This is a genomic window from Actinoplanes sp. NPDC049316 (genome assembly GCF_040677315.1).
Taxonomy (GTDB): domain Bacteria; phylum Actinomycetota; class Actinomycetes; order Mycobacteriales; family Micromonosporaceae; genus Actinoplanes.
In genome coordinates this window covers 64,654-82,093 of record NZ_JBFAQM010000014.1, presented here as the reverse complement: position 1 = coordinate 82,093, position 17,440 = coordinate 64,654, and the positions used below count along the sequence as shown (strand labels likewise).

14 protein-coding genes are annotated in these 17,440 nt (G+C 67.5%); all 14 read left to right on the top strand.

Features of this window, described 5'->3' with window-relative positions; all coding sequences use genetic code 11:
* Nucleotides 1–345 precede the first annotated feature (345 nt).
* The 14 genes from rplJ (at nt 346) to rplW (ending at nt 17,437) form a co-directional block, all read left to right on the top strand.
* The gene (gene rplJ, locus AB0K03_RS21895; protein ID WP_364687578.1) at nt 346–891 is read left to right on the top strand and encodes a 50S ribosomal protein L10; all 546 of its coding nucleotides are present in this window, start codon (nt 346–348) and stop codon (nt 889–891) included.
* A gap of 54 nt (nt 892–945) precedes the next feature.
* Nucleotides 946–1,332: a 50S ribosomal protein L7/L12 gene (gene rplL, locus AB0K03_RS21890; RefSeq protein ID WP_364687576.1), complete on the top strand. Its 387-nt coding sequence runs from the start codon at nt 946–948 to the stop codon at nt 1,330–1,332.
* A gap of 627 nt (nt 1,333–1,959) precedes the next feature.
* Entirely contained in the window at nt 1,960–5,400 is a 3,441-nt protein-coding gene (locus AB0K03_RS21885) for a DNA-directed RNA polymerase subunit beta (RefSeq protein ID WP_364687574.1), read from the top strand.
* Nucleotides 5,401–5,490: 90 nt separating this feature from the next.
* Nucleotides 5,491–9,381, top strand: coding sequence for a DNA-directed RNA polymerase subunit beta' (locus AB0K03_RS21880; RefSeq protein WP_364687572.1), 3,891 nt, complete (start codon nt 5,491–5,493; stop codon nt 9,379–9,381).
* A 109-nt stretch (nt 9,382–9,490) separates the two neighbouring features.
* On the top strand, nt 9,491–9,805 hold the full coding sequence (locus AB0K03_RS21875; protein WP_364687806.1) for a hypothetical protein: 315 nt from the start codon (nt 9,491–9,493) through the stop codon (nt 9,803–9,805).
* Between the two features lie 88 nt (nt 9,806–9,893).
* Nucleotides 9,894–10,367, top strand: a complete 474-nt coding sequence (locus tag AB0K03_RS21870) for a hypothetical protein (protein ID WP_364687570.1) — start codon at nt 9,894–9,896, stop codon at nt 10,365–10,367.
* A gap of 395 nt (nt 10,368–10,762) precedes the next feature.
* Nucleotides 10,763–11,137, top strand: a complete 375-nt coding sequence (gene rpsL, locus AB0K03_RS21865; protein WP_014440718.1) for a 30S ribosomal protein S12 — start codon at nt 10,763–10,765, stop codon at nt 11,135–11,137.
* A gap of 1 nt (nt 11,138) precedes the next feature.
* The gene (rpsG, locus tag AB0K03_RS21860) at nt 11,139–11,609 is read left to right on the top strand and encodes a 30S ribosomal protein S7 (RefSeq protein ID WP_249609472.1); all 471 of its coding nucleotides are present in this window, start codon (nt 11,139–11,141) and stop codon (nt 11,607–11,609) included.
* Between the two features lie 109 nt (nt 11,610–11,718).
* The gene (gene fusA, locus AB0K03_RS21855; protein WP_364687568.1) at nt 11,719–13,815 is read left to right on the top strand and encodes an elongation factor G; all 2,097 of its coding nucleotides are present in this window, start codon (nt 11,719–11,721) and stop codon (nt 13,813–13,815) included.
* A gap of 119 nt (nt 13,816–13,934) precedes the next feature.
* On the top strand, nt 13,935–15,128 hold the full coding sequence (gene tuf, locus AB0K03_RS21850) for an elongation factor Tu (RefSeq protein WP_364687566.1): 1,194 nt from the start codon (nt 13,935–13,937) through the stop codon (nt 15,126–15,128).
* Between the two features lie 392 nt (nt 15,129–15,520).
* A complete protein-coding gene (gene rpsJ / locus AB0K03_RS21845; RefSeq protein ID WP_007073037.1) occupies nt 15,521–15,829 on the top strand; it encodes a 30S ribosomal protein S10 in 309 nt (102 codons plus the stop codon).
* Between the two features lie 11 nt (nt 15,830–15,840).
* Nucleotides 15,841–16,491: a 50S ribosomal protein L3 gene (gene rplC, locus AB0K03_RS21840; RefSeq protein ID WP_364687564.1), complete on the top strand. Its 651-nt coding sequence runs from the start codon at nt 15,841–15,843 to the stop codon at nt 16,489–16,491.
* A complete protein-coding gene (rplD, locus tag AB0K03_RS21835; protein ID WP_364687562.1) occupies nt 16,488–17,138 on the top strand; it encodes a 50S ribosomal protein L4 in 651 nt (216 codons plus the stop codon). Before rplC ends, rplD begins: the two co-directional genes overlap by 4 nt.
* Nucleotides 17,135–17,437: a 50S ribosomal protein L23 gene (rplW, locus tag AB0K03_RS21830; protein ID WP_364687560.1), complete on the top strand. Its 303-nt coding sequence runs from the start codon at nt 17,135–17,137 to the stop codon at nt 17,435–17,437. The genes rplD and rplW overlap by 4 nt, the downstream gene beginning before the upstream one ends.
* Nucleotides 17,438–17,440 lie beyond the last annotated feature (3 nt).

Below are 17,440 nucleotides of genomic sequence, written 5' to 3'. Positions count from 1 at the left end.
GCTCGAGGGGTGGTCCGGTGCGCTGGAGCTCGGCCGGTCAGCACCTTGCCGCGCGAGGCCGATTTGGTCTGGCGCGCTCTGCCGCGTACTCTTCCATCTCGGAGTTCCACCCACAGACCGCTGGTTGCCGCAGTCCCGTCGCCCGACAGTTCCTGTCGGAGGTCGAGGCCGCGGCCGAAGGTCCCGCAGCAGGCGGGCGGCCCGCGCAGGGGAGAACGGTTCGTGATCATGCCGGCGCCTTCGTGTGCCCATGTTCCGCCCCGTGCGCCCTGCGCCGGGGCGTTTCTCGTGTTCGGGCCTCGCAAGCATCACCCAGCGGCTCTTGAGCAACGAGAGAGGAGGGACATGGCGGACAAGCCGGTCCGGGCCGACAAGGCCACTGCCGTCGCCGAGCTCACGGAGCAGTTCCGTAACTCGTCGGCCACCGTGTTGACCGAGTACCGCGGCCTGACGGTCGCCGAGCTCACCGCGCTGCGGCGCTCGCTCGGTAACGACACGAAGTACTCCGTGTCGAAGAACACGCTCGCGAAGCGGGCAGCCAGCGACGCGGGCATCGAGGGCCTCGACGCGCTCTTCGCCGGTCCTACCGCGCTCGCCTTCGTCACCGGCGACCCGGTCGAGGCGGCGAAGGGCCTCCGGGCCTTCGCCCGCACCAACCCGGCCCTGGTGATCAAGGGCGGCGTCTTCGAGGGCAAGGCCATCACGGCCGAGGAGGTTGGCAAGATCGCCGACCTCGAGCCCCGCGAGGTGCTGCTGGCCAAGCTGGCCGGCGCCATGAAGGGCAACCTGACCAAGGCTGCGGGCACCTTCCAGGCCCCGCTCGCCCAGGTCGCACGCCTGGCGGCCGCTCTGCAGGACAAGCGCGCGCAGGACGGTTCCGCCGCGGCCTGACGGGCCCGTGCGGAGTTGACTTACATCCACAGAAACAACGAAAGGTTGCCAGACATGGCGAAGCTCAGCACCGACGAGCTGCTCGACGCGTTCAAGGAGATGACGCTGATCGAGCTGTCCGAGTTCGTGAAGCAGTTCGAGGAGACCTTCGAGGTCACCGCGGCTGCGCCGGTCGCCCTTGCGACCGCCGCCCCGACCACGGACGGCGGCACGCCGGCCGAGGCCGAGAAGGACTCCTTCGACGTCGTCCTCGAGTCGGACGGTGGCAAGAAGATCCAGGTCATCAAGGTCGTGCGTGAGCTGACCGGCCTGGGCCTCAAGGAGGCCAAGGACACCGTCGAGAGCGCCCCGAAGGCGATCCTCGAGGGTGTCAACAAGGAGAAGGCCGAGGAGGCCAAGGCCAAGCTCGAGGGTGAGGGCGCCAAGGTCACCCTCAAGTGACCTGACGTTTCACCGCTTTTCCTCGCCGCAGGCGGGGGCTCTCCGGAGCCCCCGCCTGCGCGGTTTTCCGGCCGCCGTTCATCCCGCCGCAGTTGTGTCCCGGTGGCAAAAGGCCAGGTCAGAGCCTTGCCGCCCGCGGGTCGGAAGGTTGACGGACGAAAGCCGCCTATCACTTCTTTTGCTGCGTTAAGGTCTCTATGCCGCGTCCGGCAGGGCACGGCACAGGACCGACCCGCGGCACAACCCTTGACTGTGTGTCCGCTGACAGGCACGCTGACATCAGCAAGTTTCCGCGCTTGCGACAGCCGCCCTGTGGGTACACCTGCTTCTACCAGGTTCTCGCAGACCGGCACCCGAGGGAGTTGCGCCGCGTTCCGAGCGGCCCCGCACGAGGCACTGACCGAGGAAGCGCAGGTCAGGGGTCGCGGGGACACGTTCCGCAGGCCCCCTCCGGTGTGGGCTGGACAGCGGTTAGCCGAGCGGCTACACTGCTAGTTTGCGCTGCCTTCTGCCTTGAGCCCTGCAGGAACATCCATCCGGATGACTTTCTGGGGGTTCATTGGAGTGCCCGGCAGTCCGTAGCGCAGACAGCCGCATCAGCAGCACCGGTCCTCGGAAGGACGCATCTTGGCAGCTTCCCGCCCTGCGAAGACCAGTCGTACGTCGAGCGCTTACGCTCCCCGCCGTATCTCGTTCGGCAGGATCACCGAGCAACTTGAGGTCCCCAACCTCCTCGCCCTCCAGACGGAGTCCTTCGACTGGCTGGTAGGCAATGAGGCGTGGCAGGCCCGTTCGACGGACGATCCGCATGCCCAGTCGGGCCTCGCAGAGATCCTCGAAGAGATCAGTCCCATTGAGGACTTCTCCGGCACAATGTCGCTGTCCTTCTCCTCTCCGCGCTTCGACGAGGTCAAGGCCTCGATCGAGGAGTGCAAGGAGAAGGACCTGACCTACTGCGCACCGCTGTTCGTGACCGCGGAGTTCACCAACAACACCACTGGCGAGATCAAGAGCCAGACCGTGTTCATGGGTGACTTCCCGATGATGACCCCCAAGGGGACGTTCGTCATCAACGGCACCGAGCGCGTCGTGGTGAGTCAGCTCGTCCGCTCGCCGGGCGTGTACTTCACGAAGGAGCCGGACAAGACCTCCGACCGCGACCTGTCCAGTGTCAAGGTCATCCCGAGCCGGGGCGCCTGGCTCGAGTTCGACATCGACAAGCGCGACACCGTCGGTGTCCGCATCGACCGTAAGCGCCGGCAGGCCGTCACCGTCCTGCTCAAGGCCATCGGTTGGTCGGCGGACCAGATCCGGGAGCGGTTCGGCTGGTCCGAGCTGCTCATGACGACGCTCGAGAAGGACCACATCGCCGGGCAGGACGAGGCTCTGCTCGACATCTACCGCAAGCTCCGCCCGGGCGAGCCCCCGACCCGGGAGAACGCGCAGACCCTGCTCGACAACCTCTTCTTCAACCCGAAGAGGTACGACGTCGCCAAGGTCGGCCGCTACAAGTTCAACAAGAAGCTCGAGATCGACGTCCCGATCGACCGCGGCACCCTCACCGAGGAAGACGTCGTCCGCACCGTGGAGTACCTCTGCCGGCTGCACGCCGGTGAGGAGGGCTACGAGGCCGACGACATCGACCACTTCGGCAACCGGCGCCTGCGTACGGTGGGCGAGCTGATCCAGAACCAGGTCCGCGTCGGCCTGTCCCGCATGGAGCGCGTCGTCCGCGAGCGCATGACCACGCAGGACGTCGAGGCCATCACGCCGCAGACCCTGATCAACATCCGCCCCGTGGTGGCGGCGATCAAGGAGTTCTTCGGCACCTCGCAGCTGTCGCAGTTCATGGACCAGACCAACCCGCTGGCGGGTCTGACCCACCGGCGCCGGCTGAGCGCGCTCGGCCCGGGTGGTCTGTCCCGGGAGCGGGCGGGCTTCGAGGTCCGTGACGTGCACCCGTCCCACTATGGCCGGATGTGCCCGATCGAGACCCCGGAAGGCCCGAACATCGGCCTGATCGGTGCCCTCTCGACGTTCGCGCGGGTGAACCCGTTCGGTTTCGTGGAGACCCCGTACCGCAAGGTGGAGAACGGCCGCGTCACCGACGAGGTCCACTACCTCACCGCGGACGAGGAAGACCGGTTCATCAAGGCGCAGGCGAACGCCCCGCTCTCGAGCGACAACACCTTCGCCGAGGATCGCGTCCTGGTCCGCCGTAAGGGCGGTGAGGTCGACTACGTGCCCGGCACCGACGTCGACTACATGGACGTCTCGCCGCGGCAGATGACCTCGGTCGCCACCGCGATGATCCCGTTCCTCGAGCACGACGACGCCAACCGCGCGCTCATGGGCGCGAACATGCAGCGTCAGGCCGTGCCGCTGGTCAAGGCGGAGGCGCCGCTGGTCGGCACCGGCATGGAGTACCGTGCCGCCGTCGACGCCGGTGACGTGGTCGTGGCCGAGGTCGGCGGTGTGGTCGAGGACCTGTGCGCCGACTACGTGACGGTTCATCAGGACGACGGCCACCGCCGTACGTACCTGCTGCACAAGTTCCGCCGCAGCAACGCCGGCTCCTGCGTCAACCAGAAGCCCGTCGTCTTCGAGGGCGACCGGGTCGAGGCCGGCCAGGTCATCGCCGACGGTCCGTGCACCGACGAGGGGGAGATGGCCCTCGGCCGCAACCTGCTCGTCGCGTTCATGTGCTGGGAGGGCCACAACTACGAGGACGCGATCATCCTGTCGCAGCGCCTCGTGCAGCAGGACGTGCTCACCTCGATCCACATCGAGGAGCACGAGGTCGACGCCCGCGACACCAAGCTCGGCCCGGAGGAGATCACCCGCGACATCCCCAACGTCAGCGAGGAAATGCTCGCCGACCTGGACGAGCGGGGCATCATCCGGATCGGTGCCGAGGTCGTGCCCGGCGACATCCTGGTCGGCAAGGTCACGCCCAAGGGCGAGACCGAGCTGACCCCCGAGGAGCGGCTGCTCCGCGCGATCTTCGGTGAGAAGGCGCGCGAGGTTCGCGACACCTCGCTGAAGGTGCCGCACGGCGAGACCGGCACGGTCATCGGCGTACGGACCTTCTCGCGCGAGGACGGCGACGAGCTGCCCCCGGGCGTGAACGAGCTGGTCCGGGTGTACGTCGCCCAGAAGCGCAAGATCCAGGACGGCGACAAGCTCGCCGGCCGGCACGGCAACAAGGGCGTCATCTCGAAGATCCTGCCGGTCGAGGACATGCCGTTCCTGGAGGACGGCACCCCGGTCGACATCGTGCTGAACCCGCTCGGTGTGCCCTCGCGTATGAACATCGGCCAGGTCCTGGAGACCCACCTCGGGTGGATCGCCAAGACGGGCTGGGAGGTCGAGGGCGACGACGCCGACTGGAAGCGTCAGCTGCGGGCCATCGAGGCGCACGAGTCCCCCGCGGACTCGAACGTCGCGACCCCGGTCTTCGACGGCGCGCAGGAGGAGGAGATCAAGGGCCTCCTCGAGTCGACGCTGGTCAACCGTGACGGCAAGCGGCTGGTCAACGGCGACGGCAAGGCGCAGCTGTTCGACGGCCGCTCCGGCGAGCCGCTGCCGGACCCGATCTCCGTCGGGTACGTGTACATCCTGAAGCTGAACCACCTGGTCGACGACAAGATCCACGCTCGGTCGACCGGCCCGTACTCGATGATCACGCAGCAGCCGCTGGGTGGTAAGGCGCAGTTCGGTGGCCAGCGGTTCGGCGAGATGGAGTGCTGGGCGATGCAGGCCTACGGCGCGGCGTACGCGCTGCAGGAGCTGCTCACCATCAAGTCCGACGACGTCCTGGGCCGCGTGAAGGTCTACGAGGCCATCGTCAAGGGCGAGAACATCCCGGAGCCGGGAATCCCCGAGTCGTTCAAGGTGCTGCTCAAGGAGCTGCAGTCGCTGTGCCTCAACGTCGAGGTGCTGTCCAGCGACGGCGTGGCCCTGGAGATGCGCGAGACCGACGACGAGGTCTTCCGGGCCGCGGAAGAACTCGGCATCGACCTGTCCCGGCGCCCCAACGAGGGCGTCAGCAGCGTCGAAGAGATCTGACGGACGGTGTCCCCGGTGTTGTGACAACACCGGGGACACCCCCGCCGGCCTGGAAACCATCCGAGCAACGAAACACGAGGGATAGACCAAGTGCTCGACGTCAACTTCTTCGACGAGTTGCGCATCGGCCTGGCGACCGCGGACGACATCCGTCAGTGGTCGCACGGCGAGGTCAAGAAGCCCGAGACGATCAACTACCGCACGCTCAAGCCCGAGAAGGACGGACTCTTCTGCGAGAAGATCTTCGGTCCGCAGCGGGACTGGGAGTGCTACTGCGGCAAGTACAAGCGGGTCCGGTTCAAGGGCATCATCTGTGAGCGCTGCGGCGTCGAGGTGACCCGGTCCAAGGTCCGCCGTGAGCGCATGGGCCACATCGAGCTGGCCGCGTCGGTCACGCACATCTGGTACTTCAAGGGTGTGCCGAGCCGGCTGGGCTACCTGCTCGACCTGGCGCCCAAGGACCTCGAGAAGATCATCTACTTTGCCTCGTACGTGATCACGAGCGTGGACGCCGAGGCGCGTCACCGCGACATGTCCACCATCGAGAACGAGATCTTCGCCGAGAAGCGTCAGTCGGAGAACGGCCGCGACTCGGAGATCGAGAAGCGGGCCGCCAAGCTGGAGCAGGACCTCGCCGAGCTCGAGGCCGAGGGTGCCAAGGCCGACGTGCGCCGCAAGGTCAAGGAGGCCGGCGAGCGCGAGATGCGCCAGATCCGCGACAAGGCGCAGCGCGAGATCGACCGGCTCGACGAGGTGCTCGACACCTTCCGCAAGCTCGACTCCAAGCAGCTGGTCACCGACGAGCTGCTCTACCGCGAGCTGCGGGACCGCTTCGGTGAGTACTTCACCGGTGGCATGGGTGCCGAGGCCATCAAGGCGCTGCTCGAGAACATGGACCTGGACGCCGAGGCCGAGAACCTGCGGGAGATCATCCGCACCGGTAAGGGCCAGCGGAAGATCCGGGCGCTCAAGCGGCTCAAGGTCGTCGCCGCGTTCCTGAACACCCGCAACTCGCCGCTGGGCATGGTGCTGGACTGCGTACCGGTCATCCCGCCGGACCTGCGCCCGATGGTGCAGCTCGACGGTGGCCGCTTCGCCACCAGCGACCTGAACGACCTGTACCGCCGGGTCATCAACCGCAACAACCGGCTCAAGCGCCTGATCGACCTGGGCGCGCCCGAGATCATCGTCAACAACGAGAAGCGGATGCTGCAGGAGGCCGTCGACGCGCTGTTCGACAACGGCCGCCGCGGCCGGCCGGTCACCGGCCCGGGTAACCGCCCGCTGAAGTCGCTGTCCGACATGCTCAAGGGCAAGCAGGGCCGCTTCCGGCAGAACCTGCTGGGCAAGCGCGTCGACTACTCCGGTCGTTCCGTCATCGTCGTCGGCCCCCGGCTGAAGCTGCACCAGTGCGGCCTGCCGAAGCAGATGGCGCTGGAGCTGTTCAAGCCGTTCGTGATGAAGCGCCTGGTGGACCTCAACCACGCGCAGAACATCAAGTCGGCCAAGCGCATGGTCGAGCGGCAGCGCCCGGTCGTGTGGGACGTCCTCGAAGAGGTCATCAGCGAGCACCCGGTGCTGCTGAACCGCGCGCCGACCCTGCACCGCCTGGGCATCCAGGCCTTCGAGCCGCAGCTGGTCGAGGGCAAGGCGATCCAGATCCACCCGCTCGTCTGCACGGCGTTCAACGCCGACTTCGACGGTGACCAGATGGCGGTGCACGTGCCGCTGTCGGCCGAGGCGCAGGCCGAGGCGCGGATCCTGATGCTCTCGTCGAACAACATCCTCAAGCCGGCCGACGGCAAGCCGGTGACCATGCCGACCCAGGACATGGTCATCGGGCTGTACCACCTGACCCACCTGACGCCGGGCGCGAAGGGTGAGGGCCGGGTGTTCAGCTCGGACGCCGAGGCGCGGATGGCCTTCGACAACGGCGAGCTGCACCTGCAGGCGCCGGTCAAGATCCGTCTCCGCGAGGTCGTCGGTGTCGACAACGGCGCCGGCAAGGAGAAGTGGGTCGCGCCGGAGGAGTGGCAGGAGGGCGAGCCGCTGCTCGTGGAGACCACCCTGGGACGGGTGATCTTCAACGAGACGCTGCCGCCGGGCTACCGGTACGTCAACTACGAGATCCGCAAGGGTCAGCTCTCCGCGATCGTCAACGACCTCGCCGAGCGCTTCCCCAAGGTCGCCCTGGCCGCGACCCTGGACGCGCTCAAGGAGGCCGGCTTCCACTGGGCCACCTGGTCCGGCGTGACGATCGGCATGGGCGACGTCATCGGTCCTCCGCGCAAGCCGGAGATCATCGCCCGCTACCAGGGCGAGGCGGACCGCATCGACAAGCAGTACCAGCGGGGCCTGATGACCGCCGAGGAACGCCGCGGCGAGCTCATCGACATCTGGACCAACGCGACCAAGGACATCTCGAAGGAGATGGAGACGGCGCTGCCGCAGGAGAACCCGCTCTGGGTGATGATCAACTCCGGCGCCCGCGGTAACCTCCTCCAGCTCCGGCAGATCGCCGCGATCCGTGGTCTGGTGGCCAACCCCAAGGGCGAGATCATCCCGCGGCCGATCACGTCGTCGTACCGCGAGGGTCTGACCGTGCTGGAGTACTTCATCTCCACGCACGGCGCCCGTAAGGGTCTGGCCGACACCGCGCTGCGTACCGCCGACTCGGGTTACCTGACCCGGCGTCTGGTGGATGTCTCGCAGGACGTCATCATCCGCGAGGAGGACTGCGGCACCGACCGCGCGATCCCGATGCAGGTGGGCGAGCGGGAGCCGGACGGCACCCTGGTCGTGCACACGCACGCGGAGACCGGCGTGCACGCCCGGACCCTGGCCGACGACATCGACGACGCGCAGGGCAACCGCGTGGTGTCGCGTGGCGACGACCTCAACTCGATCCTGGTGGACAAGCTCGTCGCCGCCGGGGTGGAGAACGTCCGGGTGCGCAGCGTCCTGACCTGCGAGTCGAAGCTCGGCGTCTGCGCGGCCTGCTACGGCCGGTCGCTGCCGACCGGCAAGTCGGTCGACATCGGCGAGGCGGTCGGCATCATCGCCGCCCAGTCCATCGGTGAGCCGGGTACGCAGCTGACGATGCGTACCTTCCACACCGGTGGCGTCGCGGGTGAGGACATCACCCAGGGTCTGCCGCGTGTGCAGGAGATCTTCGAGGCCCGCGTACCCAAGGGTAAGGCGCCCATCGCCGACACCCCGGGACGCATCCGCATCGAGGACGGCGAGCGCTCGCGGAAGATCATCGTGATCCCGGACGACGGCAGCGACGAGATCGTGTACGACAAGATCTCGAAGCGCGTGAAGCTGCGGGCGCACGACGGCGACCACGTCAACGTCGGCGAGAAGCTGACCGAGGGCACCATCGACCCGCACGAGCTTCTGCGGATCATGGGTCCGCGGGCGGTCCAGGTCCACCTGACCCAGGAGGTCCAGGAGGTCTACCGCTCGCAGGGTGTGCTCATCCACGACAAGCACATCGAGATCATCATCCGCCAGATGCTCAAGCGGGTGACGGTCATCGACAGCGGCGCCTCGGAGTTCCTCCCGGGTGTGCTGGTCGACCGTGCGCTGTTCGAGTCGGAGAACCGCCGGCTCGTCAGCGAGGGTGGCGAGCCCGCCGCCGGTCGCCCGGTGCTGATGGGTATCACCAAGGCCTCGCTGGCGACCGACTCCTGGCTCTCGGCGGCCTCCTTCCAGGAGACCACCCGGGTGCTCACCGACGCGGCGATCAACTCGCGCAGCGACTCGCTCGTCGGCCTCAAGGAGAACGTCATCATCGGTAAGCTCATCCCGGCCGGTACGGGCATCAGCAAGTACCGCAACATCCGGGTCGAGCCGACCGAGGAGGCCAAGGCCAAGGTGTACTCGATGACCGGGTACCCCGAGACCGACTACGGTTTCGGCCCGGCCAGCGGCCAGGCCGTACCGCTGGACGACTTCGATTTCGGGTCGTACCGCTGACGGTTTCTTCATCGCCAGGGCGCTCGCGCATCGCGCGGGCGCCCTCCGGCGTTTCTAGAATGGAGCGGTGACGCTCCCCGCCGCCAGCAGCGCGCCCACCCGCCATCCGATGGATCCGGAGCCGGCGCCCTCCGCCAAGGCCCGCGCCGTCTTCGCGCTCGGGCTGGTGGCGTTCCTGACCGGAGCCTTCGTCGGGGGCGTGATCCCCGCCACGGTCGCGCTCCTGCTCGCGCGTCAGGTGAGTCGGGAGCAGTACGCCGCAGCCGGCTACCTGACCGGCGGCAAGTGGGTACGCCGTGGCCGGTGGCTGGCCTGGGCGGGCATCGTCCTCGCCCTGACCGCCCTGGTCGTCGCCACGATCGCCGGCCTGCTGCACCTCGCCGCCGCGCCGGGCGGCCAGGACTTCGACTCCACGACCGACTGATCGCCCGCCGCGGGGCCCTCGGGCTGCGGCGCACCACCATCGGGTGACATGCTCGACGTCCAGGCGTACGCGGCGAGAGGGACGGTCCGTGACACAGCAGCCAGGTTCGTGGCCGGGACAGCCGCAGCCGCCGGCCGTGATGATGCCGCGGCCGGGGGAGGCGTGGACCCCGGAACGGGTCGAGCCGGTCCCCGGCACGGAGTTCGGCCTGGTCCAGCTCCGGGTCGCGCCCATCACATCCGGGCAGGCCATCGGCTCGCTGATCGCCGGCATCGCCTCGATCCTGGTCTCCACCCTGGTGCTCTGCTTCGGCGTCGCCGGTTCGACACAGGGCTGGGGAGGTGTCGTCGCCGGCGCCTTCGCGTTGCTGGGTGCGCTGGCCGGCGGTGGTGCGATCGCGGTGGGCCTGGTCGCCCGGCGGCAGATCAAGCGCTCCGGACAGGCGGGCCGCGTACGCTTCACCGGCCGCGGCGTGGCCGTCGCGGGCATCTCCTGCGGCGGTGCCGGAGTGGGAATTGCCGTCCTCACGCTGCTGTTGGTATTGGTGTTGCAGTCGTCGTGATGCCGTGTGGTGCGGGAAACGGGCACCTCGGCTTTGTCGCGCCGGAGCACCCGGTACACTTGGTATGCGGAGATGTCCATCGTCAGGCTGGCTGGTCAAGCGGCGTTCGTTTTGACCTGCGTGCCTGTGGTGGGTACTCTTTCCCCTCGTGCCCGGGCTAGCCCGGGCAACTCGTGCGTGCGCCCGAGTCTGTAAGTACTGACGGGGTGAGCACGACGGGCTGAAGCCCGACAAAGACAAGACTCGTTGCACGCGAGAGCGTGCGGCGGGACCGTGAGCCGGACGACACGCCCGACCGCGGGTGCGGGGCAACCCATCCGGGACGGCTCGCACACAAGGCAGAAACGAAGACGGTGCGGCCGCTGAAGGGCGGCCGAAGGGAGCGGAGAAACCCGGTGCCCACGATCCAGCAGCTGGTCCGCAAGGGCCGCCAGGCGAAGACGAGCAAGACCAAGACGCCGGCGCTGAAGGGAAGTCCTCAGCGGCGCGGCGTGTGCACGCGCGTGTACACCACCACCCCCAAGAAGCCCAACTCTGCGCTGCGCAAGGTCGCTCGTGTGAAGCTGAGCAGCCAGATCGAGGTGACGGCGTACATCCCGGGCGTCGGCCACAACCTGCAGGAGCACTCGATCGTGCTCGTGCGCGGCGGCCGTGTGAAGGACCTCCCGGGCGTCCGCTACAAGATCGTCCGCGGTTCGCTGGACACCCAGGGTGTCCGTAACCGCAAGCAGGCCCGCAGCCGTTACGGCGCGAAGAAGGAGAAGAGCTGACATGCCGCGTAAGGGCCCCGCTCCGCGCCACCCGGTGGTTCCGGACCCGGTCTACAACTCCCCGCTGGTCACCCAGCTGGTGAACAAGATCCTGATCGGCGGCAAGCGTCAGCTCGCCGAGCGGATCGTCTACGGCGCCCTCGAGGGCTGCCGGGAGAAGAACGGCACCGACCCCGTGGTGACGCTGAAGCGGGCCATGGACAACGTCAAGCCGACCCTCGAGGTCCGCAGCCGCCGCGTCGGTGGCGCGACCTACCAGGTTCCGGTCGAGGTCCGTACGCCGCGGCAGACCACCCTCGGTCTGCGCTGGCTGGTCCAGTACTCCAAGGCCCGCCGCGAGAAGACCATGATCGAGCGTCTGCAGAACGAGCTGCTCGACGCCAGCAACGGCCTCGGCGCCGCCGTCAAGCGGCGTGAGGACACCCACAAGATGGCGGAGTCCAACAAGGCCTTCGCGCACTACCGCTGGTAAGACCCCCGTTGCCGGCCCGGTACCCGCCGGGCCGGGACGCCGGTCCCACCGGTTCTCCGCGACATCCCGCGGAACACAGTCGATACGACGACGAAGAGTAGGGATTGCAGTGGCTGCCGCAGACGCGCTCGCCAAGGTACGCAACATCGGCATCATGGCGCACATCGACGCTGGTAAGACCACGACGACCGAGCGCATCCTGTTCTACACCGGCATCACGTACAAGATCGGTGAAGTCCACGAGGGCGCGGCCGTCATGGACTGGATGGAACAGGAACAGGAACGCGGCATCACGATCACCTCCGCCGCCACGAAGTGCGAGTGGAAGGGCCACACGATCCAGATCATCGACACGCCCGGCCACGTCGACTTCACGGTCGAGGTCGAGCGGTCGCTGCGTGTGCTCGACGGTGCCGTCGCGGTCTACGACGGCGTTGCCGGCGTGGAGCCGCAGACGGAGAACGTCTGGCGGCAGGCGGACAAGTACAACGTCCCCCGGATGTGCTTCGTCAACAAGCTCGACCGGACCGGCGCGGACTTCTTCCGCTGCGTGCAGATGATGATCGACCGGCTGAACGCGACGCCGCTCGTGCTGCAGATCCCGATCGGGAACGAGGCCGACTTCATCGGCGTCGTGGACCTGGTGGAGATGCGTGCCCTCACCTGGCGTGGTGAGACCCAGAAGGGTGAGGACTACGCGATCGAGGAGATCCCGGCCGACCTCGCCGACTCCGCTGCCGAGTGGCGCGAGAAGCTGCTCGAGACCCTGGCGGACGTCGACGACGCCGTCATGGAGAAGTACCTCGAGGGCGAGGAGCTCTCGGCCGACGAGATCCGCTCCGCGATCCGCCGCGCGACCATCGCGGGCAAGGCCAACCCGGTCCTGACCGGTACCGCGTTCAAGAACAAGGGCATTCAGCCCATGCTCGACGCGGTTGTGGCGTACCTGCCGTCGCCGCTGGACATCCCGGCCATCGAGGGCACCGCGCCGGACGGCGAGACGCCGATGCAGCGCAAGCCCTCGAACAGCGAGCCCTTCTCGGCCCTGGCGTTCAAGATCCAGACCGACAAGCACCTCGGCAAGCTCACGTACGTGCGGGTCTACTCCGGCACGCTCGAGTCCGGTTCCCAGGTGGTCAACTCCACCAAGGACCGCAAGGAGCGGATCGGCAAGATCTACCAGATGCACGCGAACAAGCGTGAGGAGCGCGCCACCGCGCAGGCCGGCGACATCATCGCCGTCCAGGGTCTCAAGCAGACCACCACCGGTGACACGCTCAGCGACCCGGCCAACCCGGTCATCCTGGAGTCGATGACGTTCCCGGAGCCGGTCATCCAGGTCGCCATCGAGCCGAAGACCAAGTCGGACCAGGAGAAGCTGGGCACCGCGATCCAGCGTCTGGCCGAGGAGGACCCGACCTTCCGCGTCTTCAACGACGAGGAGACCGGGCAGACGATCATCGCCGGCATGGGCGAGCTCCACCTCGACATCCTCGTCGACCGTATGCGCCGCGAGTTCAACGTCGAGGCGAACATCGGTAAGCCGCAGGTGGCGTACCGCGAGACGATCCGCGGCACCGTGGAGAAGCTCGACTACGTGCACAAGAAGCAGACCGGTGGCTCCGGCCAGTACGCGAAGGTCGTCGTCAAGCTCGAGCCCCTGCCGCTCGCGGCCGACGGCCCGACGTACGAGTTCGTCAACGCGGTGACCGGTGGTCGCATCCCCAAGGAGTTCATCCCGTCGGTCGACGCCGGCGCGCAGGACTCGATGCAGTACGGCGTGCTGGCCGGCTACCCGCTGGTCGGCGTCAAGCTGACGCTGCTCGACGGCCAGTACCACGAGGTCGACTCCTCCGAGATGGCGTTCAAGATCGCCGGCTCGATGGTGATGAAGGAGGCGGCCCGCAAGGCCGACCCCGCGCTGCTCGAGCCGATGATGTCCGTCGAGGTGACCACGCCCGAGGACAACATGGGCGACGTCATCGGCGACCTCAACTCCCGTCGTGGCATCATCCAGTCGATGGAGGAGCGCTCCGGCGCCCGAGTCGTCAAGGCTCTGGTGCCGCTGTCGGAGATGTTCGGCTACGTCGGCGACCTGCGGTCGAAGACTGCCGGCCGGGCTAGCTACAGCATGCAGTTCGACTCCTACGCCGAGGTGCCGCAGGGCGTGGCGAAGGAGATCATCGCGAAGGCCACCGGCGCCTGATGCGTTGAGGCGCGTGCGGTCCGTCGAGGACCGCACGCGCACTAGCAGTCGACAGAGTCCTAATCGCCTTATCGGCGTGCCGGGCGAGAAAAGAAACCACAGTCCACAGGAGGACACCAGTGGCGAAGGCGAAGTTCGAGCGGACTAAGCCGCACGTCAACATCGGCACCATTGGTCACATCGACCACGGTAAGACGACGCTGACTGCGGCCATCACGAAGGTCCTGCACGACGAGTACCCGGACCTGAACCCGTACACCCCGTTCGACGAGATCGACAAGGCGCCGGAGGAGAAGGCCCGCGGCATCACGATCTCGATCGCGCACGTCGAGTACCAGACCGCGGCGCGCCACTACGCGCACGTGGACTGCCCCGGCCACGCCGACTACATCAAGAACATGATCACCGGTGCCGCGCAGATGGACGGCGCGATCCTGGTGGTCGCGGCGACCGACGGCCCGATGCCGCAGACCAAGGAGCACGTGCTCCTGGCCCGCCAGGTCGGTGTTCCGTACATCGTCGTCGCGCTGAACAAGAGCGACATGGTCGAGGACGAGGAGCTCCTCGAGCTCGTCGAGCTCGAGGTTCGCGAGCTGCTGAGCACCTACGAGTTCCCGGGCGACGACGTTCCCGTCGTGCGCGTCTCGGCGCTCAAGGCGCTCGAGGGCGACCCGGAGTGGACCTCCAAGCTCATGGACCTGATGAACGCGGTCGACACCGCGATCCCGCAGCCCGAGCGTGAGACCGAGAAGCCGTTCCTCATGCCGATCGAGGACGTCTTCACGATCACCGGTCGCGGCACCGTGGTCACCGGTCGCGCCGAGCGTGGCATCCTCAAGCCGAACGAGGAGGTCGAGATCGTCGGCATCCGCGAGAAGTCGACGAAGACCGTCTGCACCGGCATCGAGATGTTCCGCAAGCTGCTCGACGAGGCCCGCGCGGGCGAGAACGTCGGCCTCCTGCTGCGTGGTATCAAGCGCGAGGACGTCGAGCGCGGCATGGTCGTCGTGAAGCCGGGCACCACGACTCCGCACACGGAGTTCGAGGGCCAGGTCTACATCCTCTCCAAGGAGGAGGGCGGCCGGCACACCCCGTTCTTCCAGAACTACCGCCCGCAGTTCTACTTCCGTACCACGGACGTCACCGGCGTCGTCACGCTGCCCGAGGGCACCGAGATGGTCATGCCGGGCGACTCCACCACCATGTCGGTCAAGCTGATCCAGCCGATCGCCATGGAGCAGGGCCTGAAGTTCGCGATCCGTGAGGGTGGCCGCACCGTCGGCGCCGGAACGGTCACGAAGATCAACAAGTGATTGACGGTTGCCCCCGGCCGGCTGTGATGTAGGTCGTGGGCAACCCTCAACGGTGACCCCGATTAGCATTGCCGCGATCGATCCGGCATACTAGTCAGGTTGCGTCCGCGCAGGGTGGTTGGCAGCCATTGCAGTTCGGCAGCCAACCACCCTCGCCCGGTGTCCGGCGTGTGTGAGAACCGTCGGTCGCCCCGCTCCCGACGGATGGGGGTAGCTCCCTAGGAGCTTCTCCACGGGCATGATCGCCTCAGAGCTCTGGGGCGGAGCCTGGTTCCAGAGCGCGACACGCCCGACCGCGGGGGTCGGACAACGCAGGATCAACGGTCCTGCGGGCATGCGAGGGCCACCGCCCTCGCACGTAGCGGCATCGAGAGAAGGAAACAGAAGCCACCATGGCGGGACAGAAGATCCGCATCCGGCTCAAGGCCTATGACCACGAGGTCGTCGACTCCTCGGCGCGGAAGATCGTCGAGACGGTGACGCGGACCGGGGCGCAGGTTGCTGGCCCGGTGCCGCTGCCCACGGAGATCAACCGTTTCTGCGTGATCCGTTCGCCGCACAAGTACAAGGACTCGCGCGAGCACTTCGAGATGCGCACGCACAAGCGTCTGATCGACATCATCGACCCGACTCCGAAGACGGTCGATTCGCTCATGCGCCTCGACCTGCCGGCTGGCGTCGACATCGAGATCAAGCTGTAGGGATCCGGACAATGGACAGGCAAGTGAAGGGCATCCTGGGCGCCAAGCTCGGCATGACCCAGGTCTGGGACAACAACAAGGTCGTCCCGGTAACCGTGGTGCAGGCCGGCCCGTGCGTCGTGACCCAGGTCCGCAGCGCCGAGACGGACGGCTACGCCGCCGTGCAGCTGGCGTACGGCCAGATCGACCCGCGTAAGGTGAACAAGCCGGAGAGCGGCCACTTCGCCAAGGCCAACGTGTCGCCGCGCCGCCACATCGTCGAGCTGCGCACCACCGACGCCGGTGAGTACGAGCTCGGCCAGGAGGTCACCGTCGAGGCGTTCGCGGTCGGCACGCCGATCGACGTCACCGGCAAGACCAAGGGCAAGGGCTACGCCGGTGTCATGAAGCGGCACGGCTTCCACGGCCTCAAATCGAGCCACGGTGTCGAGCGCAAGCACCGCTCGCCGGGCTCGATCGGCGCCTGCGCGACCCCCGCGCGTGTCTTCAAGGGCACCCGGATGGCCGGCCGCATGGGTAGCAAGCGCTTCACCGTGCAGAACCTCACGGTGCAGGCCGTCGACACCGACAACAACCTGCTGCTGATCAAGGGCGCTGTCCCCGGCCCCAAGGGCGCGCTGATCCTGGTCCGTACGGCGGCGAAGAAGGGTGGTGCCAAGTGAGCTCGGTTGACGTGATCAACGCCGAGGGCACGAAGGCCGGCTCGGTCGAGCTGCCCGACGACATCTTCGACGTGCAGGCGAACATTCCGCTGATGCACCAGGTCGTCGTCGCTCAGCTCGCGGCCGCCCGGCAGGGTACGCACAAGGCGAAGACCCGCGGCGAGGTCGCCGGCGGCGGCAAGAAGCCGTACAAGCAGAAGGGCACCGGCCGCGCCCGTCAGGGCTCGATCCGCGCCCCGCAGTTCACCGGTGGTGGCGTCGTGCACGGTCCCGTGCCGCGCGACTACAGCCAGCGGACCCCGAAGAAGATGAAGGCTGCCGCTCTGCGTGGCGCCCTCTCCGACCGGGCCCGCGACGGCCGCGTGCACGTGGTCGAGGCGTTCGTCGCCGGCGAGACGCCGTCCACGAAGGCCGCGATCGCCACGCTGCGCAAGGCGACCGAGTCCACCAAGGTCCTGGTCGTCCTGGGCAGCTACGACGAGAAGAACTGGCTGTCGCTGCGCAACGAGCCCACCGTCCACCTCATCGAGGCCGGTCAGCTCAACACGTACGACGTGCTGGTCGCGGACGAGGTCGTCTTCACCAAGGAAGCGCTCGAGGAGTTCCTCGGCGTTCCGGCTGAGACCTCCGAGGAGGGGAACAAGTGAGCACGATCGCCGACCCGCGCGACATCATCTTCGCGCCCGTGGTCTCCGAGAAGAGCTACAGCGTTCTCGACCAGAACTGGTACACGTTCCTCGTCCACCCGGACGCGAACAAGACCCAGATCAAGATCGCGATCCAGCAGATCTTCGACGTCCGCGTGCTGACGGTGAACACCGCGAACCGCGAGGGCAAGCGCAAGCGCACCCGCACCGGCTTCGGTCAGCGCAAGGCAACCAAGCGCGCCATGGTGAAGCTGGCTGACGGTGACCGTATCGAGGCCTTCGGCGGCCCGGTCAGCTAAGGG

Coding starts and splice junctions, on each gene's coding strand:
- rpsJ (WP_007073037.1), top strand. CDS start 15,521: ATGGCGGGACAGAAGATCCGCATCCGGCTCAAGGCCTATGACCACGAG.
- rpsG (WP_249609472.1), top strand. CDS start 11,139: ATGCCGCGTAAGGGCCCCGCTCCGCGCCACCCGGTGGTTCCGGACCCG.
- rplC (WP_364687564.1), top strand. CDS start 15,841: ATGGACAGGCAAGTGAAGGGCATCCTGGGCGCCAAGCTCGGCATGACC.
- rplJ (WP_364687578.1), top strand. CDS start 346: ATGGCGGACAAGCCGGTCCGGGCCGACAAGGCCACTGCCGTCGCCGAG.
- rplL (WP_364687576.1), top strand. CDS start 946: ATGGCGAAGCTCAGCACCGACGAGCTGCTCGACGCGTTCAAGGAGATG.
- AB0K03_RS21875 (WP_364687806.1), top strand. CDS start 9,491: ATGGATCCGGAGCCGGCGCCCTCCGCCAAGGCCCGCGCCGTCTTCGCG.